Source organism: Catenulispora sp. EB89, assembly GCF_041261445.1.
Taxonomy (GTDB): domain Bacteria; phylum Actinomycetota; class Actinomycetes; order Streptomycetales; family Catenulisporaceae; genus Catenulispora.
This window is the reverse complement of record NZ_JBGCCU010000008.1, coordinates 256,133-282,201: the sequence shown is the minus strand read 5'-3', so window position 1 is coordinate 282,201 and position 26,069 is coordinate 256,133. Positions and strand designations below refer to the sequence as shown.

The window sequence follows — 26,069 nt, the reverse complement described above, 5'->3', positions numbered from 1 at the left end:
GCTCTTCCCCTTATGCCGATGGTGGCTTCCGGGGGTGAAACGGCACCGGAGAGGAGCCGGTTCGGCGAATCAGGCAAAGCTTCGCAGAACACTGTTTTAATTCGCGGCCCTGAACGCCGTGCGGCCGCCGCCGAACAGATCGCGCAGGCCCACGCGCCGGCCGGTCCGCAGGATCGAGCGCCGGTACACGACGGCGGCGAAGCGCGCCACGCCGACCGTCGCGGCGATGCTGATCACGACCGAGGCCGCGAACTGCCACCACGCGACGTCGCCGAACCCGACCAAGGTCGGCATCGCGAAGGGCGCGGTCGGCGGCAGGTAGGCCAGGACGCGGTAGAACGTGGACGGCGCGCCGCCGGTGATCGTCGACAGCGAGATCGCGTAGCCGAACAGGATCGGCATGCTCAGCGGCAGCGCCAGGCTCTGGACCTGGTCGCGGCGCTCGGCCAGGGAACCGGCGGCGGCGTAGACCCAGCTGTAGAAGGCGTAGCCGAGCAACAGCCAGGTCAGGGACGCGGCCACGGCCAGCGGTCCGCTCCCCCGCATCAGCGTCGAGCCGACCGATTCGGCCAGGACCAAGGCGAAGGTGACGATCAGCGCCGCCTGAGCGAAGGCCGCGACGCCGATGCCCAGCACCTTGCCGGTCAGCAGGCGTGCGGGGCGGACTGCGGACAGCAGGACCTCGGCGACGCGGCTGGACTTCTCCTCCATCACCCCCATCAGCGTCCAGGTGTTGTACTGCGTCAGCATCATGAAGATCAGGACGATGCCGATGACCGAGAACGCGCCGGACGGCTTCTTGGAGGCCGGTTGCAGGCTGCTGATCGACAACGGCTTGGTGTCGGCGACCTGCGCTGCCTGCTGTGGGGAGAGGCCTGCGGATTGGAAGGACGCGTCCTCGCCGAGCACCACGGACAGCGAGCGGACGAACTGCGCCGTGACGGAGGTGGCTTTCGAATCCGGGGACTTGTCGACCAGCAGACTCACGCCCTGGTTCGGGTCGTCGATGACCGCGACGGTGAGCTGGCCGGCGTGGACGGCATCGCGCGCTGCGGCGGCGTCCGGTTCGGTGATCAGGGTGGCGGTGGTCCCGGTGCCGGCGGCCGCGGCGGAGGCCGCGGCCTGGACGGCGGACCGCACCACGGGTGTCAGGGTGCTGACGACGCCGACCTTCTGCGGCGTGGGGTGGTTCTTGTGCAGGGTCGGGATCACGATCGCCGCCGCGACCGCTGCCAGGATCAGCAGCGTACCGACGCGGAAGAGGCGGCCGCGCAGGCGCTCGCGCAGTTCCCGCCCGGCGACCAGGCCGAGTTCGTGGGCGCGCGGGGAGGCGGTGATGAAGTCGCTGTCGAGCCAGGCGCGCGCCGGGCGCTTGGGCTTCGCGTCTTTGGCGCCTATCGCAGACTTCGCATCCCTCGTGGCTCTGGCCCGCAAGCGGGACCGGACGCGGATCGCCGTCACCGTGACGCTGATCGCCAGCAGCACGAACGGCAGGGAGTTCTTCACGCGATCGCCTCTCGGAACACTTCGGACAGCCGGCGCCGTTCGAAGACGAATTCGGTGACCCGGCCGGCGGTCATGGCCGCGCGCAGGACCGTGTCGCTGTCGGTCTCCTCGTCGAGGACCAGGCGGACGGCGCCGCGCTCCGATTCGGAGATGTGGACACCCGGCAGCTCCTTGGCCCACGTGGCATCACGGTCTCCTTCGACGCGCACCACGAGGCGGCGCGGGCCGCCGGCGGCGAGCTCGTCCACCGTCCCGGTCGCGACCAGGTGTCCGTGCGCGATGATGACGACGGTCTCGCACAGGTCCTCGACCTGATCGAGCTGGTGGCTGGAGAAGAGCACGCATTTGCCGGCGCGGGCCTGGTCGACCAGCACCTCGCCGATCGCGTCCATGCCGGTCGGGTCCAGGCCGGCCAGGGGTTCGTCGAGGACCAGCAGGTCCGGGTCGTGCAGGAGGGCGGCGGCCAGTTGCACGCGCTGCTGGTTGCCGTGGGACAGCTCCTCGACCTTGCTGGCGGCGCGGCCGGGCAGGCCGAGGCGTTCCAGCCAGGTGTCGACGGCGCGCTCGGCGGCCCGGGCGCTGAGGCCGTGCAGGCGGCCGAGGTAGCGGAGCTGGTCGCCGACCGGCATCGCCGGGTACAGGCCGCGTTCCTCGGGCATGTAGCCGAAGCGGCGGCGCTGGTCCTGGCCCAGCGGCGCGTCGTCCCAGCGGACCTCGCCGGAGTCCAGCTCGGTCAGGCCGAAGACGGCGCGCATGGTCGTGGTCTTGCCCGCGCCGTTGTGGCCGAGGAAGCCGGTGACCTGGCCGGCCGGGACGTCGAAGGTCAGGTCGTCGAGCGCGGTGAGCGCGCCGAAGCGGCGGGTCAGGTGTCGTAGTCGCAGGGGTCCGGGCACGGGAGGTCAAGACCTCCGATCGCAGGTCAGGATGCGTTTCTGGCCGCGTGACGGGCCGTTTGTCAGGAGCATGAGCCGAGTATCGGGTCGGGTCCGGCACGCGGTCATCGGCGCCCGGATGGACTTCGGCGGGCCGGACCGGTTCCTGCGCCGGGCGGACCGCTTCCACCCGTGGGTGGAGGCGTGCGGCGGATCATGTCCACCCTGCGCACCATGACCGCGCCGCGACCGGGACCTACACTCCTGATCGTGAGCCTGATGGGGAGCTGGCGACTGGAGGACCACCGGTACGTCCTGCGTGGCGTGTCGGCGACGGGACTGGCGATCGGCGGCATCGCGATCTCCCTGCGCACCGATCCGCACCCGGGCCGGCACGGCGCCGGCCTGGTGGTCTCCGTCGCGCTCGGCGCGCTGGTCGTCGGCCTGCTCGGCTCGGTGGTGAACCTGGAGGCGCCGGTACGGCGGCTGATACCGCTGGTCGCGGTGCTGGCGGCGGGCTCCTTCACGCTGCTGTGGGTGCAGCAGCGCGGCAACGCGGGGCTGCCCGGCGCGGGGACGCTGCTGCTGATCGCCGCGGCCCGGCTGTTCCAGCGGCCGCGGGCGCTGGCCGCCGTCACCGTCGCCGTCTTCGCGGTGGTCACGGCCGAGGCGCAACGGCACACGTCGCTGGCGCAGAGCGCGGTCCTGTGCTTCCCGATCGTCGCGGTGTGCCTGATGATGGCGATGTTCCAGCGCCTGCGCGACGCCAAGTGCAAGGCCCAGGCGCTGCTGGCGGAGCTGGAGCAGAGCCGGGACGCGCAGGCCCGCGCGGCGGCGATGGCCGAGCGCCAGCACCTGGCGCGCGAGATGCACGACGTGCTGGCGCACTCGCTGTCCGGGCTGATGCTGCAACTGGAGGGCGCGCGCATGCTGGCCCGAGCCGCCCCCGACGACCCGCGCCTGCCGGACGTCGTGAACCGCGCCCACGAACTGGCCAAAGACGGCCTCGCCGAAGCCCGGCACGCGATCGGCATGCTGCGCGGCGAACAGCTGCCCGGCCCGGACGCCATCGGCACCCTGACGGGCCAGTTCGAACAGCACAGCGGCATCCCCTGCACATTCGCCGCCGCCGGCCCGCCCCGCACAGTCCCGCCCGACGCGCGCCTGGCGGTGTACCGCGTGACGCAGGAGGCGCTGACGAACGTGGTGAAGCACGCGCGCGCCGCGCGGGTCGAGGTGCGGATGACGTACGCGGCGGACGAGGTGTTGTTGTCGGTCGAGGATTTCGACTGCGGGGACGGGGTCGCGGCGCGGGCGGTGGTGGCGGAGGCTGAGGCGGCGACTGCGGGGGCGGTGGCGGGCGGCGGGACAGCCGGCGTGAACGCGGCAGCGAGGGCAGGCGCGGGGGCGATGGTTTCGGCAGCAACCGCTGACCTGGCACCGGCCCGAGCTTCGGTGGATGCAGCGGCGAGCGGCGGAGGTGCGGGCTCGGGGGCGAGTTCGGGGGCGCGGATGAGTTCGGCAGCAAGCATGAGCGCCGGGGCAAGTGCCGGCTCGGAAGCGAGCGTTGGTGCTGGTGCGGTGGCGGCGCATGGAACTCCGGCTCTGATTCCGGCGCCCGCCACGACCGGCTACGGCCTTACCGGCATGCGCGAGCGCGCCGAGCTCCTCGGCGGCACGCTCAGCGCGGGCGCCACCGGGGGCGGGTTCCGGGTCGTGTTGCGGGTGCCGGTGTGAGGGCGGTGATTCGGGTGCTGGCCGCTGATGATCAGCGGGTGGTGCGGGAGGGGTTAGCGCTGGTTCTCGGGTTGTTGCCGGGGGTTGAGGTGGTGGGGACAGCCGCTGATGGGGATGAGGCGATCGACATGGCGCATCGGCTGAGTCCTGATGTCGTGCTCATGGATTTGCGCATGCCTCGGCGCGATGGGGTGGCGGCGATCCGGGTGTTGCGGGAGGAGTGTCCGCGGATCAAGGTGATCGTGCTGACCACCTATGCCGACGACCGCTCGGTCCTCGACGCGCTGCGCGCCGGCGCACGCGGCTACCTCACCAAGGATGCCGGCGGTGAGCAGATCGAGCAGGCGTTGCGGGACGTCGTCGACGACCGCTCCGTGCTCGATCCGGCGGTGCAGCATCACGTCGTGGATGCCATCGCGGCGATCGCCGCCGCACCGACGACGACAGCGACGGAGACGCAGGCGGACCCGCCGCTGCCGGCCGGGCTGACGCCGCGCGAGGCGCAGGTGCTGGAGCTCATCGCACGAGGCCTGGCCAACGCCGAGATCGCGCAGCGGTTGGCGGTCAGCGAGACGACCGTCAAGAGCCACATCAACCACCTGCTGCCGAAGATCGGCGCCCGGGACCGTGCGCAGGCCGTCGCCTTCGCCTATCAGCAGGGCCTGGTGTCTTCGATCCGCGACCAGTAAGGCGACCACGCCCCGACGGAAGGACCACGCGTGCCTCCCACCCTCACCGCCGACGAATCCGCCGCCCTCGCCGCCCTCGACGAACCCGGCATCGCCACCACCCTGCGCGACCTCATCGCCGTCCCCAGCGTCACCGGCAGCGCGGCCGAATCCGAGCTCCAGCACACGCTGGCTCGCCGGCTCGACGGGCTCGGCCTGGACGTCGACCTGTGGCCGATGGACCTGTCCGAACTCCGCGCCGACCCCGGCTTCCCGGGCACCGAGGCGCCGCGGCAGGAGGCGTGGGGTCTGGTCGCGACCACGCCGGAGCACGCCGACGGGCCGACCGTGATCCTGCAGGGCCACGTCGACGTCGTCCCGGCCGGCGACCTCGCGCTGTGGGACGGCGACCCCTTCACGCCGCGCGTCACCGGCGACGCCGCGACCGGCGAGGTGATCCACGGCCGGGGCGCCTGCGACATGAAAGCCGGCCTGGCCGCCAACCTCGCCGCGCTCGCCGCGATCCGAGCCAGCGGCGTGCGCCTGCGCGGACGCCTCGCCGCGCACTTCGTCGTCGGCGAGGAGGACGGCGGACTCGGCGCCTTCGGCACCCTGCGACGCGGCCACACCGGCGACGCGTGCATCATCACCGAGCCGACCTCCGGCACCCTCGCGACCGCGAACGCCGGCGCGCTGACGTTCCGCATCGAGGTCCCCGGCAAGGCCACGCACGCCAGCACCCGCGACGTCGGCGTCAGCGCGATCGACGCCTACCTGCCGATCCACACAGCACTGGCGCGGCTGGAGGCCCGCCGCAACGACCGCGCCGCGCTCGACCCGCTGATGGCCGAGTACCCGATCCCCTACGCGCTGTCCGTCGGCACCCTGCAGGCCGGCGGCTGGGTGAGCAGCGTGCCCGACCTCCTGGTCGCCGAGGGCAGGCTCGGCGTCCGGCTCGGCGAGGACCCGGCCGCGGCGCGCGCCGACCTGGAGTCCGGCGTCGCAGAGGCCTGCGCGCAAGACCCCTGGCTGCGGAACCACCCGGCAGTGGTGACCTGGACCGGCGGCCAGTTCGCCAGCGGCCGGCTGCCCGCCGACCACCCCTTGCGCGACCTGGTGCAGACCGCGCACGCCGACCTCACCGGCGGCCCGCGTCCGCGCGAGCGGGGCGTGCCGTACGGGAGCGACCTGCGCCTGTACTCGGCGGCCGGCATCCCGACGTTGCAGTTCGGCCCGGGCGACGTCGAACTCGCGCACAGCCCGCGGGAGCAGGTCGCGGTGGCGGAGATCGTCGCGGTCGCCCGGACGCTCGTGCTCACGGTTCTGCGCGCGTCCGCACTCTGACACGCCTGCGCTTCCGCACCAGGCACCTTGCGCTCATATATCGCAAGCCGATATATCTTCTCCCATGAAACCACTGGGCAGAACGGAGCCGGTGTTCCTGATCCTCACGGCCCTGATCGACGAACCCCGCCACGGCTACGGCATCGTCCAAGAGGTCCGCCGCATCACCGACGGCCGCGTCGACCTGCGCATCGGCACCCTCTACGGAGCCCTCACCCGATTGTCGGACGACGGCCTGGTGGAACCGCACCGCGACGAAGTCGAGAACGGCCGCCTGCGCAGGTACTACCGCCTCACCGACGCCGGCGCCGCCGTCCTGGCCGCCGAGGCGAGCCGCATGGCGGCCGACGCGGCGGTGGCGATCTCGCGGCTGAAGAAGTTCACGACGCCAGCCCGCGGCACCGGGCTGGACTCGAAGCTGGACACGAAGGGCGGCGCAATATGAGCACCGTGAAGGACACGAGCAATACGAGCGACGCGCTGGAGAAGGACTATCGCAAAGTCCTCAGACTGCTGCCGCGCACCTACCAGGCCCAGCACGCCGAGGAAATGCTCGCGGTGCTCATGGACGGCGCGAAGCCCGGACAGAGCAAGCCCAAGGCACGCGAGGTGCTGTCCGTGGCGATGCTCGGCCTCCGTCTACGGCTCACCATCGCCGACACGGGAGGGTCGAGAGGAAAACTGGCCGCGGACATCGCGCGCCGAGCCGTCCTGGTCTACCTCGTGTTCCAGTTCGGGCTTCTGATGCAGTGGAACGCCTTCGGCGCGCGCATCGGCTATTCCTTCATCCCCGTACTCCTGCAGGCCGGTATCATCGCGGCGCTCATTCAGGGATGGTCCTGGAGCGGACGGGCTTTGTGCGTCGCCTACGGCGCTTACGTGCTGCATAACATACAGTGGCAGTACTGGAGCTTGGCCAGTATGTGGTCGTACGGCGGTTTCTCCGTCTTCACACCGCTGTTGGTCCTCGCAGTAGCCGTCGTCATATTCCACCGCGGAGCGCCACGCGTCACCGGGAGCGTCTGGTGGTACACGGCCTTGGCCGCGATCGCGGTAGCCTTCTGGATCCGGGGAAAGACCGTCGACGACCTGATGTGGGAGTTCGATGGCATCTCCCACACCCCGGGGTTGCCGGCGCTGCTCTACGCGGCGGCATTGATCGTGGCGCTCTGGCGCGTCAGGTCCTCGGCGGTCTGGCCGGCAGCGCTGGCACTGGCCGGCCTGCCCGAATTCGGGGGGACGATGCTGCGTTACGCGACAGGGGCGTCTCCCAGGCTGTCAGACTCGCCGCGAGACACGTTCTACGTCGAACTGGCTCTGGGTTGCGAGCTCGCCCTGATGTGCGTGGCACTGGCATCGCTCGCCTTCACGCTCTACCAACGACGCACCACCGCGCGCGGCGGCGAAGCCGCGTAGGCCTTCAGCCCTGAGCCAGTACCGGTATATGGACGCCGCGCTGCTGGAGACGAAGCCGCCGATCACCGTGATCGCGATCCGCGACCTGGTGGCGCCCGAAGCACTGGAGCGCTACGGCGACCGGTTCGACATCGTGCTCACGGACCTCGGCAGCCATCACTTCCCCGTGGAGGCACCCGAGGCGACGGCGACGCTGCTCGACGGCTGTCTGCGTGGACGCGGACGAGCCTGAGGCGGCAAAGTACGGGCCGACAACTCATCTTTCCGATCGTTGGAGGCACCGTGAGCGCGGTCGGCCTGAAAGTCCTGACCGACCTGGAGCACGGCGGCCGCTGGACGTCGCTGTCCGGCGGCGGGCGGGAGTGGCTGTGGCACCGGGACGAGCCGCGCCGGGCGGGTGCCGCGCCCGGCGACGAGTTCGCCGACGCCGGCGGCTTGGAGGAGTGTTTCCCGACGATCAGCGGCGCGCCGGACCATGGCGAGGTGTGGGCGAGGCCGTGGGCCCGGCGTGCGGACGGCGCGGCGATGGTGGCGACCGAGCGGTATGAGCTGACGCGCACCCTGACCGAGGCCGGCGGCGTGGTGGTGGCCGACTACCGGCTGGCCGCCGACCCCGGATTCGGGTTCCTGTGGGCCGCGCACGCACTGCTGGACCTGTCGGAGCAGGCGCGCGTCGTGGTGCCGGCCGGCGTGTCGACGACGGTGTTCGAGGACGCGGACCCGATCGCCACCGGCCCCTGGCCCGCGCCCGCCGGCACCCGGCTGGATCTGCTGGGCGCGGCCGACGGCAGCGCGACCGCCGCGACCCTGGCCACCGGCGAGGTCACGGTCGCCGACGGCGCCGACCGGCTGACGCTGCGCCTGGAGGCGGACGCCGAACCGGTCTCGACCGCGCTGTGGCGCAATCTCGAGGGCTGGCCGGCGGGGGCGCCGTATCGGAGCGTGGGCATCGAGCCGATGCTGGGGCGGGCTTTCGACCTGGCGAAGGCGGGGCCGGACGCGCAGGCGCGGGTTCCGGCTTCCGGGGAGATGGCGTGGCGGCTGTCGGTGTGGGCGGAGCGGGAGTAGCGAGCGCCGAGCGCCGGTCTCACAGAGTGACGTCCGTCTGCCGCCCGGTAGAAGGGCTGCTAACTTCCGGCTCATGGTGGACCACAGTGACAACGCTGATCTCCGGACGCTGGTGACCGACGCCGAGAGCGGCATCGTCCTGTTCGGCATCACGCCGCCCCGCTTGAGCACCGCGCCGGAGCGGATCCGGGAGATCACGGCGGCCACCTTGGCACGGCTGGACTTCCTCACCGTGGACGGTCTGGCGCTGTACGACATCGACGACGAGAGCGACCGCAATCCGGCGGAGCGGCCGTTCCCCTACCTGCCGACCCTCGATCCGGCCGTGTACCACGCGGAGTACCTCGGCGAGTGGAACCGTCCGGCGGTGATCTACCGGTGCGTTGGCAAGTACCCGGAGTCGGAGCTGCGGACCTGGCTGGAGACCACCGACACGGACCGTGTGCTGTCGGTCTTCGTCGGGGCGTCGTCGAAGGCGAAGACGGTGCGGACCCGTCTGTCCGAGGCGCAGGCTCTGCGCCGCGACGTGCGTCCGGACCTGCTGCTCGGCGGCGTCGCCATCACCGAACGCCCCGAGGAGCACCTGCGGCTGATCGCCAAGCAGCAGGCGGGATGCTCGTACTTCATCTCGCAGGTCGTCTACAACGCCGACGCGGCGAAGAGCATGGTCTCCGACTACTACTACGCCTGCCGCGAGCAGCGAATCGAGCCGAGGCCGGTCCTGTTCACGCTCTCGGTGTGCGGCTCGGCGAAGACGCTGACGTTCCTCAAGTGGCTCGGCGTCGACGTCCCCCGCTGGCTCGAGAACTCCCTCCGCCACGCCGACGACACGCTGGCCGAGTCCTACCAGCAGTGCCTGACGAACGCCAGGGACCTGATCGCCTTCTGCCGCAAGCTCGGCACGCCGTTCGGCTTCCTGGTGGAGAGCGTGTCCATCCGCAAGGTCGAGATCGAGGCCTCGGTCGCGCTCGCCGGCGAGCTGAGCGGGATGCTGGGCCGCGGACGGCCGTCCGAGCCGGGCCAGGTGTGACCGGGCCGCGGCGCCGGGGGGTCCGGCCGCAGTTCGTGGTTCGGGTGACGGTGGTTTTCGCGGTCACGGCTCTGCGTCTTGTTGCTGTTCATGGCCGGACTAGGATTGTGGGGGCGGACTCCGCCCGGTCTTGACCCGTGACCCGGCGCTGATCGGATCCTCCTCCCGCGCATCTAAACTTGGCCGGTGAGTATCGCGCTGACCCTGCTCGACGACGTCCGCTGGCGCGGCGTCCCCGTCGTGGGTGAGCGTCCGCGGGCGCTGTTGGCGGCGTTGGCGCAGCGGGGCGGCCGGCCGGTGGGGTCGGCGGAGCTGATCGGTCTGGTGTGGGGCGATACGACGCCGGGCAACGGGCTCAAGGCCCTGCAAGTGCTGGTGTCGCGGACGCGCAGCGCCTGCGGGCCGGATGCCGTCGTCCGCGACGGCGTCGGATACCGGCTCGGCGTCGGGGCGGATGACGTCGACAGCGGTCGCCTGTCGCGCTTGGTCCGCGACGCGGCCTCCGTGCTCGACGACGACCCGGCCCGCGCGGCGGAGCTGGCGCGGGAGGCCCTGACCCTCGCGCTGGACCATGGCTCGCGGACCGGTGACGAGTCCGGCCCCCTCGCTGAGATTCGCCGAGCCGCAGCCGAAGGCCTCGCTGCCGCGCGGACGATCGCGGCGCGGGCCGCCAGCCGCACCGGCGCGCACGCGCAAGCCCTGCCCGCGCTGGAGTCGGCGCATGCCGCGTCCCCGCACGACGAATCGCTCCTCGCCGACTTCCTCCGCAGCGAAGGTGCCGTCCGGGGCCCGGCCGCGGCGCTCGACCGCTTCGAGCGCCACCGCCGCGACCTGCGCGAGGCGTTCGGCACCGATCCCGGCGAGACGCTGCGGCGTGTGCAGCGCGGCCTGCTGGCGCTCGATCGGCCGGTCCGCCACGGTCTGCGCTACGACGCGACCGAGCTCATCGGCCGGGACGAGGACCTGGCGCGGTTGCGGGCCGCGCTGGCCGGGGCGCGCGTGGTGTCCGTCGTCGGGGCCGGCGGGCTCGGCAAGACGCGGCTGGCGCAGGTCGTGGCGCGGCAGGCCGAGCAGGCGGCGGTCTACTTCGTCGAGCTGGCCGGGATCACGTCGGCCGAGGATCTGGCGGTGGAGGTCGGGTCGGTGCTCGGGGTGCGCGATTCGGTCAGTGGCCGCACGACCCTGACCGCGCGGCAGCAGGCGGACTTCCGGGCCCGCCTCGCGCAGCAACTGGCGCAGGTGCCCGGGCTGCTGGTGCTGGACAACTGCGAGCACCTGATCGGGGCGGCGGCCGATCTGGTCGCGTTCCTGGTCGCCGCGACGCCCGATCTGCGGGTGCTGACCACGAGCCGGGCGCCGCTGGCGATCGCGGCCGAGCGCGTCTACCCGCTCGGCGAGCTCGGTGCGGCCGACGCGGTGCGGCTGTTCGGCGAGCGGGCCCGGGCCGCGCGGCCGGACGCCCGGCTCGACGAGCGGGTCGTCGCGGGCATCGTCGGCCGGCTCGACGGCCTGCCGCTGGCCATCGAACTGGCCGCCGCGAAGGTCCGGGTGATGGCGGTCGAGGAGATCGACCGGCGGCTCCAGGACCGCTTCGCCCTGCTGCGCGGCGGCGACCGGAGCGCGCCGGACCGGCATCGGGCGCTGCTGGCGGTCATCGAGTGGTCGTGGAACCTGCTCGACGACGCCGAGAAGCGCGCGCTGCGCCGCCTGGCGCTGTTCCACGACGGGTTCACGCTGCGGGCGGCCGAATCAGTGCTCGGATCCGAGGCAGTGGATGTCGTGGACGCCGTGGACGCCGTGGATGTCGTGGACGTCGTGCGAGGCCTGGTCGACCAGTCGCTGGTGACGGTGCGCGAGGACGCGGCCGGCGTCCGCTACCGGATGCTGGAGACGGTGCGCGAGTTCGGCCGGATGAAGCTGGCGGAGGCCGGCGAGGAGGACCAGGCCCGCGCGGCCCAGCGCGAGTGGGCTGTGGCGTATGTGGGCGCGCAACGGCTGCGCTTCGCCGGAGCCGGGCAGTTCGCGGCGATCGACGCGCTCGGCGTCGAGGAGACCAACCTCGCCGACGAAGTACGCGGGGCGCTCGCCGACGGTGACCGGGGCTCCCTGGTCCAGCTCGTCGCCGCGCTCGGCACGATGTGGATGATGCGCGGCGAGCACATCCGGATGTTCGTGCTCGGCAGTGCGTTGCGGGACGCGCTGGCCGACTGGGAACCGCCGCCGGAGCTCGCGGACGCCGCACGCGCCGCCGTGGCGATCGCGCTGAACAACTCGCTGGCGCTGCCCGGCGAGTACAACGCGGACCTGCTCGCCGTGCTGCGCCGGCTGGGGCCCGCGTCCGGCGCCGATGGGTATGTCGCGGCCCTGGTCAAGGTGCTGCTGACCTGCTCCCCCGAGGTCGACGAGGCGTTTCCGGCGCGGCTGCGCGAGCTGGCCGCCGAGGCCGCCGACGCCGACTGGCACACCGCCTCGATCGCCAGCCTGTGGCTCAGCCGGCACTGCGAGAACGAGGGCGATCTGGTCGGCGCGCTGGCCGCGGCCGAGCGGGTGCTGGCGCTGGCGGAGTCCCGTTCGGGCGCGGGTTCGAACTCCGGCGCTGGTTCTGGTTCAGGCGTAGGTTCTGGTTCAGGCGCTGGTTCTGGTTCAGGCGCCGGTTCTGGTTCAGGCGCCGGTTCTGGTTCTGGCACCAGTTCTGGTTCAGGTTCAGGCGCAGGCTCTGGTTCAGGCGCAGGTTCTGGTTCAGGTTCTGGTTCTGGTTCAGGCGCAGGCTCTGGTTCTGGTTCTGGTTCAAGCACAGGTTCGCGCTCCGGCGCCCGATCCGGCTCGGGCGCCGATCCCGACCTCGGCCCCTGGGCCACGGCGATGCCGCACGCGCTGCTGGCGGAGCTGAGCATGCAGCTCGGCGACAGCGCCGCCACCGTCATGCACGCCCGGGCCGCGCTGCCGGTGGTGGAACGGCTCGGCGCCAACGAGGACGAGGCGCAGTTGCGCGCCCTGCTCGTGCTCTGCGACATCAGCGAGGGGCGTCTGACCCGGGCTCGGGAGGAACTGGCCCGGATCGACCGCATCGAGGTGCGCGTGGCCTCGTACGGCACGGACGTCTTCGCGCACATCGGCCGCGCCGAACTCCTGCTCGCCTCCGGCGATCCCGAAGGCGGCCTGCGGCTGTACCGCGAAAGCGCGGCCTGGATGCGCCGGAACGAGCTCCCCGACGCCATGCGGTCCGGAACCGAGCTGTGGAGCTACTTCGGCGACGCGCTCGTACTGAACGCGTACGCCTGGTACGCGGCCGACGACGACCGGGTGTACGGCAGCGAACGGTTCTCGATCTGCCGCGCCAACGCGCTCAAGGTCCTGACCAAGGACAACGAGCGCTTGGACTACCCCGCCGCCGGGTTGCTGCTGCTCGCGCTCGGCGCGTGGGCCCTGCTGCACCGGGCCGCACCGGCGGCGGACGCGCTGCGGTTGCTCGCGCTCGCCGACCGGTTCGCGTACAACCGGATGCTGCCGTCGATGGCGTGGGAGCGGATCGCGGCGGAGGCGGAGAAGGCACTGCCCGCCCGGCTCCACGAGCGGCGCGCCGAGTACGCCGACCGCCGTCCGCCCGACCTGCTGGCCGAGGCCCGGGAGGCGGCGCGGCGGCTGCCCTCGGCCGACGGGTCAGGAGACTGCTGACGTCTCCCCCGCGCTACATGTGCCGGCGGTAGCTCCAGGTGGACAGCGGCGCGAAGACCACGATCACCGCCAGGCACGCCAGCAGCGTCCACCCGACCTCGCCGCTGACCACGCCGTGGTTGGCCAGCGCGCGCGTCGCGGACACCAGGTGCGAGACCGGGTTGACCTTGACGAAGTCGGCGAGCCAGTGCGGCAGGGTCTGGACCGGCACGAACGCGTTGGACAGGAACGTCAGCGGGAACAGGATCAGCATCGAGATGCCCTGCACGGACTTGGCGCTCTTCGTGATGGTGCCGAACCAGGTGAAGATCCACGCGAGCGACCAGCCGGTGACGATCGCCAGCAGGATCGCGCCGAGCACGCCGAACACGCCGCCGCCGGGCCGGTAGCCGATGACGAGCCCGGCGACGAAGGTCAGGCCGGCGGCGATCAGGTAGCGGACCAGGTCGGCGACCATCGGGCCGGCCAGCGGCGCGATCCGGGCCATCGGCAGGGACTTGAAGCGGTCGAAGACCCCCTTCTCCATGTCCTCACGCAGCTGCACGCCGGTCGACATGCAGGTGGTCAGGACGGTCTGGGCCACGATGCCCGGGATCAGCACCGGCAGGTACGCCTTCACCCCGCCGGAGATCGCGCCGCCGAAGATGTACGCGAACATCGCGGTGAACAGCAGCGGCTGGATCGTGACGTCGAAGAACTGCTCGGGGTTGCGGCGCATCTTCTTCAGCGCGCGCCAGGCCATGATCAGCGTCTGGCCGACGATCTCGGCGGGGGTGCTGTGCGCGCGGGCGGCGGCGACCGCGGCGGCGGGGTCGACGGTGTGGAGTGGTACTGCGGGGGCGGTCGCCGTCAGAGCTGTGGTTGCGGTGTTCGTTGCGGTGTTCACTGGTTCTCCCGGACGGTGTCGTTGGTCGCGGTCGATGCGTGGGCTGTGTCGTCGCCGGAGTCGGTGCCGTGGCCGGTGAGCGCGAGGAAGACCTCGTCGAGCGTCGGCTGGGCCACGCTGACCGACATGATCGACACCCCGGCCTGGCGCAGCCCGATCAGCACGTCGGCGGCCCGGTCGGCGGTGTCCAGCGGGACGTTCATCCGGCCCGACTCCGGGGTGAGCACCGGCTCGGCGCCGGCGACCCGGGTCACGACCTGCCGGGCCTGCTCCTCGTCGGCGCCCGGGGACAGCTGGAGCTGGAGCGTCGAGTTGCCGACCGAGGCCTTCAGCTGCTCCGGGGTGCCCTCGGCGACCTTGCGGCCGCGGTCCAGGACGGCGATCCGGCCGGCCAGTTGGTCGGCCTCGTCGAGGTACTGCGTGGTGAGCAGCACGGTGCAGCCCTCGGTGACCAGGCCGCGGATCGTGTCCCACATCTGGCCGCGGGTCCGCGGGTCCAGGCCGGTCGTCGGCTCGTCGAGGAAGATCAGCGGCGGCCGGGTGATCAGGCTCGCGGCCAGGTCCAGCCGGCGCCGCATGCCGCCGGAGAACTGCGCGATCGGCCGGTCCGCGGCCTCTTCGAGCCCGAACTGCTCCAGCAGCCGGCGCGCTGTGGCGCGCGCGTCGGCCGAACGCAGGCCCTGCAACCGGCCGAACATCCACAGGTTCTCAGTCGCGGTCATGTCCTCGTCGACCGACGCGTACTGGCCGGTGATGCCGATCAGCTGCCGGATGCGGTGCGGCTCGCGGGCCACGTCCACGCCGAACAGCCGGGCCTGGCCGCCGTCGATCGGCAGCAACGTGGCGAGCATGCGCAACGCCGTCGTCTTGCCGGCTCCGTTCGGGCCCAGGACGCCGAAGATCTCGCCTTGGCGGACCTCCAGATCGATACCGTCGACCGCACGGAACCTGCCGAAATCCTTGCGCAGCCCGATCGCCTCTACGGCGGTGGCGGCTGTCGTCATGTCGCGCTCCTTCACACCCTTGTTGCTCGGTGGCTCACACGGGGGAAGTTAGGCGGCGCCGGCTTCACGGCGGCTACACGGCGGTATCGCTATGGTGTGCGAGGGGGGCGGCACCGCCGCGCGACAAAGATCCCCGAAACGGGCGCGATCAGGGGAGGCGGCTGTGCAAGCCAACGTCAAGGGCACCACGATGCCGGTGCTGGAGTTCCTGCTGACTCCGGGTGAGTCGATCATCTCGCCGCACGGCGAGCTGTCGTGGATGTCGCCGAACGTGCAGATGTCGCAGACCATGAACTCCGGCGGCGGGCGCGGCTTCATGGCCGGGCTGAAGCGGGTGGCGGGCGGCGGCGGGCTGTTCATGACGCGCTACGACGCCACCGGCGGCGGTACGGCGCTGCTGTGTTTCGCCTCGAAGGTGCCGGGCCACATCATGCCGGTGGACGTCCAGCCGCATCTGCCGATGATCGTGCACCGCCACGGCTGGCTGGCCTCGACGCCGGGGGTCTCCGCCACGGTCGCGTTCCAGAAGACGTTCAGCCGCAGCCTGTTCGGCGGCGAGGGCTTCGTGCTCCAGCGGCTCGACGGCCAGGGCCGGGCCTGGATCGAGCTGTCCGGGGAGCTGTCGCACTACACGCTGGGGCAGGGCCAGCAGATGCTGGTGCACCCCGGGCACATCGGCATGTTCGAGTCGAGCGTGCAGTTCACGATGACGACGGTGCCGGGCATCCGGAACAAGGTGTTCGGCGGCGACGGGCTGTTCCTGGTGGCGCTGACCGGGCCGGGGCAGATCTGGCTGCAGTCGATGCCGCTGCCGAACCTGGCGCATTCGCTGGAGCCGTATCTGCCGCAGCCCAATGGGAACGACCGGTAGAGCGCGCCTTTCGGTGGTTCACCGCGCTTCGGGCGCGTCCGGCTGCGCGGGTTTCAGGGCAGCGATGCAGCTGTGCAGCGCCGCGACGAGTTCGCGGCGCTGTTCGGCGTCGAGCCCGGCGAGCATCTGCTGCTCGATGACGGTCACCGCGGCGTCGCAGGCCTGGAGCGTCGCGTGCCCCTCGTCGGTGAGCTCGGTCTGCAGGATCCGGGCGTGCGCGGGATGCCGGGTGCGCCGGATCCAGGTACGCCCTTCGAGCTCGCGCAGGTTCTCGTTCATGCTCTGCGGGGTGATGAACGCGCGGCGCGCCAGCTCGGCGTTGGACAGGCCCGGTTCGTCGGCCAGGGCGGTGAGCACGGCGAACTGCGAGAGGGTGACGCCCCGCTCGTGCAGCGCGCGGGACATCTGGGCGTTCAGCGCGAGCTGGGCCTGCTTGATCAGGTATCCGGGCCGGTCGGTGGTCTCCACGAGTATCAGGTTACCTTGCACAGGACGACGCGGCGGCGTAGTCTCAGTATCAGGTTTCCTGATATTGAAAGGTGCTCCCTCATGGCTGTCATCGGACCGTCGTTCATCTCGCTGCAGGTCCACGACCTGGAGTCCTCCGCGCGCTTCTACGAGGAGCGGCTCGGACTCGCCCGCGCGGCCTTCTCCCCGCCGCACGCGGTGGTCTTCGACACCCAGCCGGTCCCGTTCGCGGTACGCGACGCGCTGGCCGACCTGGACACCGTCGACAAGCTCGGCTGGGGCGTCGCGCTGTGGTTCAAGGCCGAGGACGTCGAGAAGATCCACGACGAGTTGGCCGAGCACGGCGTGCGGATCGTGACCGCGCCGTTCGACGGCCCGTTCGGGCGGACGTTCGCGTTCGCCGACCCGGACGGGTACGTCGTCACACTGCACGGCTGACGGCTGACGGCTGACGACTAACGGTGCGGGCACGCTCCGCCGCGCGTCAGGACGCGAACTTGCTCGCGTCGATGACCTCGGAAGCCGGCGGGACCCCGGGGATGCGCAGATCGGTGTTCCACCCGAGGAAGTCGATCTGGCCCGAGGTGTCCCCACCGCCGGCCACCCGCAGCGGCAGCGCCTTGCCCTGGGTGGCCACGTAGAACGTCGAGCCGTCGGCGCCGGCGACGATGTCCACGGGAGTGCCGGCGATCTGCGTGGCGCCGGTGATCGTGTCGCCATCCGTGCTCGTCGTGGAGACGACGGCGAGGAACGCCTTCAGGTCCAGGAACTGGTCGAAGCCCTGGCTCTCAGCGGCATCCAGCAGCACGTACTTGCCCAGGACGAGCGACGCCGAGCCCCGCGGGATGTTCTGCTGCTTGATGAAGTCGTCCGTGACCTGCGCGTAGTCCTTGCCACCGGCCCGCAGGAGGATCAGGTCGCCCTGAGCGGTATGGACGGTGCCGTAGGCGCCCCCGGCGGTGTTCAGCGCGACGTCGAGCGACGCCTTCTGCCCGTCGACGGTCAAGCTGCCCGTGACGCGCACGCTGGTCGCCGACGCCATGTCGGCATTCATGCGGGTCAGGAGTTCGCCGACGTAGGAAATTGTCGGCGCTGTCGTGGGTACGGGAGGGGTGGCGGCGGCCGAGGAAGGCGACGCCGCCGAGGACGCCGAAGCCGAAGCCGACGAGTTCGCAGCGGCGGTCGACGAGGCAGCCACGGAACCGACCGCCCGCGTCGTCGAGGCCCCGCCGGCGCATCCCGCCGCACCGAGAACGGCTGCTGTGACCACAAGGGGAAGGACAAACCGGACAGCGGATTTCAACGGTGCTCCATCAAGCCGTTACCAGCCGCGAACCAGGCGGAAGGCGCGACGCGAAATTATGACACGAAGAGTGGACCTTCGGAGTACGGAGTACGCGAGCACCCGGCGCGCCTCGCTACGGGTTGGCTGTCGAAACCAAGCTCCGCACCGGAACCTTGCCGCCGTCGTCGAGGAACCGCGCGACCGGCAGCGTCGCGGCGCCCCGGGCCACGGCGTCGCGGCCCAGGCGGCCGAGTTCGATGCTGGTGCGGGAGAACGGGTAGCGCAGTGAGTGCTCGCGGGCGACTTCGCGGACGCGGGGCAGGATCTGTTCGGCCAGGAGCAGGCCGGCCCAGCCGCCGACGATGACGCGTTCGGGGTTGAGCAGGTTGATCAGGTTGCCGATGGCGACGCCGAGGTGCAGGGCCGTTTCGTCGAGGACGGTTCGGGCGGCTCGGGCTCGGGCCGAGGCGGGGTCTTCGCGGGCGGCGGCCAGGATGTCCAGGAGTGCGGTCTCCTCGTCCTTCGGGGCCGGAGCGGCCGCACGATCGGCAGCGGTGCCGGCCGCGGATCCGGTGCCGGCCGCGCCGATCACTTCGCAGAACCGCGCGATGACAGCCTCGGCCCCGATGTAAGCCTCCAGACACCCGCGAGCACCGCAGCGGCACCGCCGGCCGCCGACCTCGGCGGTCACGTGGCCCCACTCCCCCGCGCTGGTCGTCGACCCGCGGTAGGAGAGCCCGCCGACCGTCATCGCGGAGCCGATGCCGGAGCCGATCAGCAGGAACACGGTGTCGGCGGCGCCGAGCCCGGCGCCGAACCACATCTCGGCCTGGCCCATGGTGCTCACGCCGTTGTCGATGAAGACCGGCAGGTCCGTGACGGCGCGCATCAGGGCCGCCATCGGGACCGCGTCCCAGCCGATCGTCTGGCAGTGCACGACCGAGTCCGGGTGGCCGACGACGATGCCCGGCAGGCCGATGCCCACGCCCAGGACCGGGACGCCGGGGCCCGCGCCCGGCCCGCCGACGCCGACGCCGACGCCGACGCCGACGGCGGACAGTCCGGCCTGGATCTCGGCGACCACCGCCTCGGGCTCGTAGCGGCCCGCGACGACCGGGATCTCCGCCCGGGCCAGTTCGTTGAGGACCAGGTCGAAGCGTTCGACGCGGATGTGGGTCTCGCCGACGTCCACGCCGACCACCTGGTAGCCGGGGGCGTTCACGTCCAGCAGGATGCGCGGCCGGCCGCCCTCGGACTCCACCGCGCCGGCCTCGACGACCTGGCCGCCCTCGATCAGCTCGGCGACCACGCTGCTCACCGAGGCGGCGCTGAGCCCGGTCGCGCGGCTCAGATCCAGCCTGCTGATCAGCCGGTGGAAGTACAGATGCCGGACCAGCAGGGACTTGTTCGACCTGCGGACGTCACGCACGTCGCGGACGTTCCTGCCGCCCTGGACCGCCATGAGCCCTCCCTCGTCGTGCGTGTGCCCGATCCCCTTGACGTCACCTTAAACCAGAAGTTAAATCGGACCACGAACTTAGGCGTGAAAAAAGGCGGCCGGCCGCTCCCACGGCCTGTCGTCCGGCACGAGGCCCGGTACACCCCGCCACCTCCATGCACCACGACACAGGGGCGGGCACACCTCGGAAGGTGTCCCAATGCACGGACTCGCTCATCGCCGCACCACCGCTACCATCGCCGCCGCAGCCGTCGCCGCGCTCCTCGCCGCGTGCGGCAGCGACACCAAACCGTCGACCACGACCACCGGCGGCTCCTCCGGCGCCCCGGCGTCCGGCCAGTCGATCACCTACTGGGCCAGCGACCAGGGCAGCTCCATCGCCGATGACGTCAAGGTCCTGACCCCCGAGCTCAAAGCCTTCACCGCCCAGACCGGGATCAAGGTCAACCTGGAGGTCATCGGCTGGAACGACCTGCTCAACCGGATCCTGGCGGCCACCACCTCGGGCCAGGGCCCTGACGTGGTCAACATCGGCAACACCTGGTCCGCCTCGCTGCAGGCGACCGGGGCGTTCCTGCCGGTCTCCAGCGACGTCATGACCCAGATCGGCGACACCGGGCGGTTCCTGCCCGGCGCGCTGGCCGCGACCGGCGCGGCCGGGAAGCCGCCGGTGGGCGTGCCGATCTACTCCACGGCCTACGGGCTCTACTACAACAAGGCCGCGTTCGCCGCGGCCGGTATCGCCACCCCGCCGGCGACCTGGGAGGACCTGGTCGCGGACGGCAAGAAGCTGACCGACGGGGCCGGCAAGTGGGGCCTGACCCTGGAGGCCGGCCAGATCCCGGAGAACGCACACGCCGCGTTCGTGTTCAGCGAACAGCAGGGCGGGTCGTGGTTCGACGACGCCGGCAAGCCGACGTTCACCACGCCGCAGAACGTCGCGGCGATCAAGCAGATCGTCGACTTCATGGCCGCCGACAAGATCGTGAACCCCAGCGACGCCGAGTCCTCCAACGGCACCGAGGCGCTCCAGGAGTTCGCCAGCGGCAAGGCCGCCATGCTCATGTGGCAGCCCGCCGGGGCCAACCTCGCCAAGTACGGCATGACCGCGGACCAGTACGGCGTCGCGCCGCTGCCGTTCCCGGCCAGCCCGCCGGCCGGCAGCAAGCACATCGACTCCATGGTCGGCGGGATCAACCTGGCGGTGTTCGCCAACACCAAGCACAAGGACGCCGCGCTACAACTCGTGAAGTTCCTGACCAGCCAGCCCGAGGAGATCACGCTCAACAAGGCCTACGGCTCGCTGCCGTCGGTGTCCGACGCCTACTCCGACCCGGCGTTCAAGACCTCCGACGACACCGTGCTGCAGAACGTCCTGGCCTCCTCGGCGACCGCGATGCCGGAGATCGCCCAGGAGAGCCAGTTCGAGACCTCCGTGGGCACGGCCATGAAGACCCTGTTCGCGGATGCCGCCAGCGGCAAGGCGATCACGGACGCCATGGTCGGCGACGCGCTCAACCAGGCCCAGCAGAAGATGGAAGCAGGGGGCTGACCTACCGCGGCTGAGCGGCCGGACCACGCCCCGTCTCGACAGGGGCGCGGACCGGCCGCCACAACCGGCCGCCGCGACCAGTCGGCGGTACCCGTGCCCGGAACGGAAGGAAACCCGCTCACGATGACCGTAGCCACCGACCGCGGTCGATCCCTGCGTCGGCTGGCGGCGGCCGATCGCCGCCGGTCGACGCGGCACAAAGCACTGCCGTACCTGTTACTGCTCCCCGCGGTCTGCTTCGAGCTGCTGGTGCACGTGATCCCCATGCTCGTCGGCGTGTGGATCAGCTTCAAACAGCTCACCATCTACTTCATCCGCAACTGGACCGGCGCCCCGAGCGCGGGCCTGAACAACTACCGTTTCGCGCTGAACTTCAACAACGCGGTCGGCAAGGCCCTGCTGCACTCGTTCTACGTGACGCTGGGTTTCACGGTGCTGGTGGTCGCCCTCTCGTGGCTGATCGGGACCGGCGCCGCCGTGCTGATGCAGAACCCGTTCCGGGGGCGCGGTCTGCTGCGCACGTACTTCCTGGTCCCCTACGCGCTGCCGGCGTTCAGCGCCACCATCACCTGGGAGTTCATGTTCCAGCGCGACCACGGGCTGGTGAACCAGGTCATCGTGCACGACCTGCATCTGACCTCGCACGCGCCGTTCTGGCTGATCGGCAACAACGCTTTCGCGTCGTTGGTCATCACCGCGGTGTGGCGAACCTGGCCGTTCGCGTTCCTGGTGGTGACCGCCGGGATGCAGAGCATTCCCACCGACCTGTATGAGGCTGCTGTCATGGACGGCGCCGGGGTCTGGCAGCGCCTGCGGAAGATCACGCTGCCCTCGTTGCGGCCGGTGAACCTGGTGCTGGTGCTCGTGCTGTTCCTGTGGAACTTCAACGACTTCAACACGCCGTTCGTGCTGTTCGGGAACGTGGCCGCGCCACAGGCGAACCTGCTGTCGCTGCAGATCTATGACACCTCGTTCCAGAACTGGAACTTCGGGTCGGGTTCGGCGATGTCCGTGCTCCTGCTGCTGTTCCTGCTGGTCGTGACCGCGATCTACCTGGTCGCCACCAGTCGGGGAAGGAAGGCCGCTGATGTCTAGCACGCCCGGTCCGGCGCGCTCCCCCGGTGCCGCGAAGTACCGCTCCCCGCTGGCTCCGCCGAAGTCGTTCCTCTGGACGCGACGGATCGCGTTGACGCTGCTGGGGCTGTTCACGGCCACGCCGCTGTTCGTGATGATCAGCAGCTCGGTGAAGCCGCTGGTCGATGTGCAGGGGACGTTCGACTGGGTGCCCTCGCACCTGACGTTCCAACCGTATGTGGAGATGTGGAGCACGGTTCCGCTGGGCCGGTACTTCGTGAACAGCACGGTCGTGGCGGCGTGTTCGACGGCGATCTCGGTGGTGATCGCGATCTTCGCGGCCTACGCGGTGAGCCGCTATCGCTTCCGGGGCCGGCAGGTGTTCCGGGTGACGGTGCTGTCCACGCAGATGTTCCCGGGGATCCTGTTCCTGCTGCCGCTGTACCTGATCTACGTGAACATCGGGAACGACACCGGAATCACGCTGTCGAACACCCGGCTGGGGCTGATCGTCACGTATCTGACGTTCACGCTGCCCTTCTCGATCTGGCTGCTGGCAGGGTACTTCGATTCGATACCCCGGGAGCTGGACGAGGCCGCGGCGGTGGACGGCAGCGGCCCGTTGGGGACGCTGCTGCGGATCGTGGTGCCGGCGGCCCGGCCGGGGATCATCACAGTGGGCGTCTATTCGTTCATGACGGCCTGGGGCGAGGTCCTGTTCGCGTCGGTGATGACGGACGACAACACCCGGACCCTGGCGGTGGGGCTGCGGAACTACGCCTCGGAGAACGACGTCTACTGGAACCAGATCATGGCAGCTTCGCTGGTGGTGAGCGTGCCGGTGGTGGTCGCGTTCCTGGCCTTGCAGCGATATCTGATCGCCGGATTGACGGCGGGATCGGTGAAGTAGGGCCATGTATGCTCGTGTCCTCCCCTCCTTCGCCCAACCCGCGCCCCGGTCGGGAGCGACCCTTCAGCCAAGCTTTGAAACAACGAGGAGCCGATGCAGGGCCGACGAAGCGGAACACTCAGGGACCTGCGACGTGAGAACCGGTCGGCGGTCCTGTGGTCGCTGTATTTCGACCGGCCGCGCAGCCGTCAGGACCTGGGTGCCGCGACCGGTCTGAGCCCCGCATCGGTGACCAACGTGGTGCGCGAGCTGCTGGACGAGGGCATCGTCACCGAGGTCGGGTCGCAGGAGTCCGACGGCGGCCGGCCGCGCCGGCTGCTGGACGTCTGCGCCGAGCACGGGTTCGTGATCGGCGTCGACATCGGCGAGACGCGGGTGCGCACCACGCTGTACGACCTGACGCTGGTCGAGCGCGCGAAGGCCGATCTGTCGTGCGGTCCGGGCGAGTACGACATGGACACGGTGGTACGGGCCGTCGCGGACAGCCTGCACGCCGTCCTCACCGACGCCGCGGTGGACCCCGCGTCGGTCCTCGGTGTCGGCATAGGCGTGCCGGGGATCGTGGAGCAGGGTCCCGAGGCCGTGGTGCACGGCCAGAGCGTCCACTGGGACGCCGTGCCGCTGGAGCGGCTGCTCCGCGCCCACACCGACCTGCCGCTGCGGTTGGAGAACTGCGCCAAGACGACGGGCCAGGCCGAGTTGTGGTTCGGTGCCGGACGCGGCGCGCGCACCGCGGCGGTGGCGTTGATCGGGACCGGCGTCGGAGCCTCGCTCGTCTCCGGCGGCAGCATCTACCGGGGCGTCAACTCCAGCGCGGGCGAGTGGGGGCACACGACGATCATCGCCGACGGCCGCCGGTGCCGGTGCGGCTCTTACGGCTGCCTGGAGGCCTACGTCGGCGCCGAGGCGATCCTGGACCGTTTCACGGGCCCGGCCGCGGCAGCCCCGTCAGAGTCCACGTCCATGCTCACGCCTCCGTCCCCGTCCGCCGGAGACGAGGAGTCGGCGCTCGCGGCCCTGGTCGCCATGGACGACTCGCCGGCCGCACAGGCCCTGCTGGCCCAGACCGCCGAATACCTCGGCATCGGGATCGCGAACCTGATCAACCTGTTCAACCCGGAGCGCGTCATCCTGTGCGGCTGGGCGGGCCTGCTGCTCGGCGGGAAGCTGCTGCCGGCGATCCGCTCGGCCGCGGAACGCTACTCGCTCCGGCACCCGTTCGCGGCGACGACAGTCGAACTCGGCCGGCTCGGCCCGGAATCGGTCGTGCTCGGCGCGGCGATACTGCCCCTGGAGGGCTTCCTCAACGGCGCCATCGGTCATCGGCCGTAGGCGGTTGTGCCCACGGCCGATGACCGGTGATCGATAGCCTGCGACGGGGAAATCAGCTCCCGTACACCTGGAACTCCCAGAGCGAGTATCCGTATCCGGTGGCCCGCTGCGTGCCGTACATCCGCACGTAGCGGCCCGTGCCGGTGACGGCGAGGTTCTGCGTGCCGCCGGTGCCGGTCGTGGTCGAGTAGACCGTCGTCCAGGTGGTCCCGTCGTTCGAGGTCTGGATCTGGAAGGCCTTGGCGTACGCGCTCTCCCAGTACAGAACCACTTGCTTGATCGTGTGCACGGCTCCGAGGTCGACCATCAACCACTGCGGGTCGGAGGCGGCGCTGGACCACCGGCTGTTGAACGACCCGTCCGTCGCGGCCGCCGCCGGAGTGCCGTTGCCCTCGATCGACGAGGCGTAGGCGTCCGCGTTGAGCGCGAGGTTGGTCCCGCTGAAGGAGGCCTCGCCCGGACTCGTGTAGATCTCGTTCGAGTCCGGCGAGACGCCGGTGGCGTTGTTCGCGGCGACGAAGTAGAAGTACGTCGTGCCGTTCTTCAGGCCGGTGTCGGTGAACGTCGTGCTCGTACCGGCGACCGTGGCGACCTGCGTGGTGGCCTCTCCGTCGGAGATGGTCGAGCCGCGGTAGACGCCGTAGGACGTCGCGCCGCTGCCGGCCGTCCAGTTGAGCGTGACGGACCCGCTGCCGGCGGACCCGGTCAGGTTGCTCGGGCCGCTCGGCGCGGAGGCCGTCGCCGGGCTCACGGTCAGCTCGTCGACGCGGGAGACCCCGTGGCCGTTGGTGGCGCCCAGCGTGATCGAGTTCTTACCCGCGTTCAGATGCACCTGAAGCGCAGAGTGCTGATACACGTCGAAGCTGCCGGTCACGGGGAAGTGCTCGGTCGACGTGATGACCGTGCCGTTCACCACGAGCTGCATGTCCCGGAAGTTCACGCCGGGGAACAGCCCTTGCGCGAAGGCGTACCGCCAGTCGAGCGTGTACAGCCCGGCGGTCGGCACCACGACGTCGTCGAACGTCATCGTTCCCTCCGCCGCGTAGGCCATGTCGACGACCTGGCCGCCCGGCGTGAGCGCCCCGGAGGAGCCGAGCAGCTGCGGGAACCAGCCGCTCAGCGTCGGGAACCAGTCGAAGCCGCCGAGCAGCGCGTCCTTGCCGTAGTAGACCAGCGAGCCGCCCGAGCCCGTGCCAGGCGTGTTCCCGCCGGTTCCGATCGGCGGTGGGGTCCGGGAGGAGTCCTCGGCCGATTTGGGCGACTCGCCGCCGGCGTTCACCGCGGTGATCACGTAGAAGTAGTCCAGCGTGGTGTTCAGGTGGGTGTCGTTGTAGCTCGGGACGGTCGTCGTCGCGATCGGCGTCGCGGCCTCACCGCCCGCCGCGGTGCCGCGGTAGACGTGGTACGACGTCGCCCCCGGCGTCTGGTCCCAGCTCAGCGAGAGCGTGGAGTCGGGGTTGGCGGTGATGCCCAGGTTGAGCGGTGCCGGCGGCGGGGTCCCGGCCGCGAACGCAGGGGCCTGCGTCAGCCCCACCGCGGCCAGGGCGCAGGCCGCGGCCAGGACCAGCAGGCGGCGCAGCGACATGCCCGCCGCGCGAGAGATTGTCTTCATGGCAGCTCCACGATCACTTGTGTCGTGCTCTGCGATGCCCCGGCCGACTGGCAGCCGTGTCGCACGGTATTGACGCCGGGGAGTTTCGTCAAGCTTTGAAACAAGTCATGACCGCCGGATCCGGCCCGGGCGCCCACGTCGGCCCGGAACCGGTACCGAAATCGGTTACGGAACCGGGTCCGGGATTGACACCGCGGAAACACCGGCGCAACATCAGCCACCAAGGGTGCCCTCCCGACTGGTGCACGAAGGCTGATTCACTCGCGACGCACGGAGCGTCGCCTCCTCGTGTACTGGAGA

Annotated in this window: 23 protein-coding genes; 15 read left to right on the top strand and 8 right to left on the bottom strand. The window is 70.9% G+C overall.

Annotated elements, in window-relative coordinates:
- Positions 1–96: 96 nt before the first annotated feature.
- Positions 97–1,506 carry an ABC transporter permease gene (locus tag ABH920_RS19730; protein WP_370350502.1) on the bottom strand — a complete coding sequence of 470 codons (1,410 nt, stop codon included), beginning with the start codon at positions 1,504–1,506 and terminating at the stop codon, positions 97–99.
- Positions 1,503–2,399, bottom strand: coding sequence for an ABC transporter ATP-binding protein (locus ABH920_RS19725; RefSeq protein ID WP_370350501.1), 897 nt, complete (start codon positions 2,397–2,399; stop codon positions 1,503–1,505). The genes ABH920_RS19730 and ABH920_RS19725 overlap by 4 nt, the downstream gene beginning before the upstream one ends.
- Before the next feature lie 258 nt (positions 2,400–2,657).
- Here ABH920_RS19725 and ABH920_RS19720 point away from each other — a divergent pair, with 258 nt between their 5' ends.
- The 9 genes from ABH920_RS19720 (at position 2,658) to ABH920_RS19680 (ending at position 13,316) form a co-directional block, all read left to right on the top strand.
- Complete coding sequence (locus ABH920_RS19720) at positions 2,658–4,115, top strand: sensor histidine kinase (RefSeq protein ID WP_370350648.1); 1,458 nt, start codon at positions 2,658–2,660, stop codon at positions 4,113–4,115.
- The gene (locus ABH920_RS19715) at positions 4,112–4,804 is read left to right on the top strand and encodes a response regulator (RefSeq protein ID WP_370350500.1); all 693 of its coding nucleotides are present in this window, start codon (positions 4,112–4,114) and stop codon (positions 4,802–4,804) included. The genes ABH920_RS19720 and ABH920_RS19715 overlap by 4 nt, the downstream gene beginning before the upstream one ends.
- A gap of 30 nt (positions 4,805–4,834) precedes the next feature.
- Positions 4,835–6,127 (top strand): ArgE/DapE family deacylase, encoded by a 1,293-nt coding sequence (locus ABH920_RS19710; protein WP_370350499.1) that lies wholly within the window; start codon positions 4,835–4,837, stop codon positions 6,125–6,127.
- Between the two features lie 64 nt (positions 6,128–6,191).
- The gene (locus ABH920_RS19705; protein WP_370350498.1) at positions 6,192–6,572 is read left to right on the top strand and encodes a PadR family transcriptional regulator; all 381 of its coding nucleotides are present in this window, start codon (positions 6,192–6,194) and stop codon (positions 6,570–6,572) included.
- Positions 6,569–7,543 (top strand): hypothetical protein, encoded by a 975-nt coding sequence (locus tag ABH920_RS19700; RefSeq protein WP_370350497.1) that lies wholly within the window; start codon positions 6,569–6,571, stop codon positions 7,541–7,543. The genes ABH920_RS19705 and ABH920_RS19700 overlap by 4 nt, the downstream gene beginning before the upstream one ends.
- Positions 7,544–7,571: 28 nt before the next feature.
- Entirely contained in the window at positions 7,572–7,775 is a 204-nt protein-coding gene (locus ABH920_RS19695) for a hypothetical protein (RefSeq protein WP_370350496.1), read from the top strand.
- A 50-nt stretch (positions 7,776–7,825) separates the two neighbouring features.
- Positions 7,826–8,611: a hypothetical protein gene (locus tag ABH920_RS19690; RefSeq protein ID WP_370350495.1), complete on the top strand. Its 786-nt coding sequence runs from the start codon at positions 7,826–7,828 to the stop codon at positions 8,609–8,611.
- Between the two features lie 73 nt (positions 8,612–8,684).
- On the top strand, positions 8,685–9,641 hold the full coding sequence (locus tag ABH920_RS19685; RefSeq protein WP_370350494.1) for a methylenetetrahydrofolate reductase: 957 nt from the start codon (positions 8,685–8,687) through the stop codon (positions 9,639–9,641).
- A gap of 186 nt (positions 9,642–9,827) precedes the next feature.
- Entirely contained in the window at positions 9,828–13,316 is a 3,489-nt protein-coding gene (locus tag ABH920_RS19680) for a BTAD domain-containing putative transcriptional regulator (RefSeq protein WP_370350493.1), read from the top strand.
- A gap of 13 nt (positions 13,317–13,329) precedes the next feature.
- On the opposite strand, the gene ABH920_RS19675 is transcribed toward ABH920_RS19680, so the two are convergent.
- Positions 13,330–14,202, bottom strand: a complete 873-nt coding sequence (locus tag ABH920_RS19675; protein WP_370350492.1) for an ABC transporter permease — start codon at positions 14,200–14,202, stop codon at positions 13,330–13,332.
- Positions 14,199–15,206 carry an ATP-binding cassette domain-containing protein gene (locus tag ABH920_RS19670; RefSeq protein WP_370350491.1) on the bottom strand — a complete coding sequence of 336 codons (1,008 nt, stop codon included), beginning with the start codon at positions 15,204–15,206 and terminating at the stop codon, positions 14,199–14,201. Before ABH920_RS19670 ends, ABH920_RS19675 begins: the two co-directional genes overlap by 4 nt.
- A 163-nt stretch (positions 15,207–15,369) precedes the next feature.
- On the opposite strand from ABH920_RS19670, the gene ABH920_RS19665 reads away from it, so the two are divergent.
- Positions 15,370–16,077, top strand: a complete 708-nt coding sequence (locus ABH920_RS19665) for an AIM24 family protein (protein ID WP_370350490.1) — start codon at positions 15,370–15,372, stop codon at positions 16,075–16,077.
- Between the two features lie 18 nt (positions 16,078–16,095).
- Here the strand turns inward: ABH920_RS19665 and ABH920_RS19660 are convergent, their stop codons facing one another.
- Positions 16,096–16,545: a MarR family winged helix-turn-helix transcriptional regulator gene (locus ABH920_RS19660; RefSeq protein WP_370350489.1), complete on the bottom strand. Its 450-nt coding sequence runs from the start codon at positions 16,543–16,545 to the stop codon at positions 16,096–16,098.
- 81 nt (positions 16,546–16,626) lie between these two features.
- Here ABH920_RS19660 and ABH920_RS19655 point away from each other — a divergent pair, with 81 nt between their 5' ends.
- Positions 16,627–16,983 carry a VOC family protein gene (locus ABH920_RS19655; RefSeq protein ID WP_370350488.1) on the top strand — a complete coding sequence of 119 codons (357 nt, stop codon included), beginning with the start codon at positions 16,627–16,629 and terminating at the stop codon, positions 16,981–16,983.
- Between the two features lie 46 nt (positions 16,984–17,029).
- On the opposite strand, the gene ABH920_RS19650 is transcribed toward ABH920_RS19655, so the two are convergent.
- Together ABH920_RS19650 and ABH920_RS19645 are read right to left on the bottom strand one after the other, a co-directional pair.
- Entirely contained in the window at positions 17,030–17,743 is a 714-nt protein-coding gene (locus ABH920_RS19650; protein ID WP_370350487.1) for a hypothetical protein, read from the bottom strand.
- 220 nt (positions 17,744–17,963) lie between these two features.
- Positions 17,964–19,292: an ROK family protein gene (locus tag ABH920_RS19645; protein WP_370350486.1), complete on the bottom strand. Its 1,329-nt coding sequence runs from the start codon at positions 19,290–19,292 to the stop codon at positions 17,964–17,966.
- 196 nt (positions 19,293–19,488) lie between these two features.
- Between ABH920_RS19645 and ABH920_RS19640 the strand changes: the two genes are divergently transcribed.
- The 4 genes from ABH920_RS19640 to ABH920_RS19625 all read left to right on the top strand — a co-directional run bounded on the left by ABH920_RS19640 (position 19,489) and on the right by ABH920_RS19625 (position 24,157).
- A complete protein-coding gene (locus ABH920_RS19640) occupies positions 19,489–20,841 on the top strand; it encodes a sugar ABC transporter substrate-binding protein (protein ID WP_370350485.1) in 1,353 nt (450 codons plus the stop codon).
- Positions 20,842–20,964: 123 nt separating this feature from the next.
- A complete protein-coding gene (locus ABH920_RS19635; RefSeq protein WP_370350484.1) occupies positions 20,965–21,936 on the top strand; it encodes a carbohydrate ABC transporter permease in 972 nt (323 codons plus the stop codon).
- Entirely contained in the window at positions 21,929–22,825 is an 897-nt protein-coding gene (locus tag ABH920_RS19630) for a carbohydrate ABC transporter permease (RefSeq protein WP_370350483.1), read from the top strand. Before ABH920_RS19635 ends, ABH920_RS19630 begins: the two co-directional genes overlap by 8 nt.
- Positions 22,826–22,918: 93 nt before the next feature.
- Positions 22,919–24,157 carry an ROK family protein gene (locus tag ABH920_RS19625; protein WP_370350482.1) on the top strand — a complete coding sequence of 413 codons (1,239 nt, stop codon included), beginning with the start codon at positions 22,919–22,921 and terminating at the stop codon, positions 24,155–24,157.
- Between the two features lie 52 nt (positions 24,158–24,209).
- Here the strand turns inward: ABH920_RS19625 and ABH920_RS19620 are convergent, their stop codons facing one another.
- Positions 24,210–25,769, bottom strand: a complete 1,560-nt coding sequence (locus tag ABH920_RS19620; protein WP_370350481.1) for a discoidin domain-containing protein — start codon at positions 25,767–25,769, stop codon at positions 24,210–24,212.
- Positions 25,770–26,069: the final 300 nt, after the last annotated feature.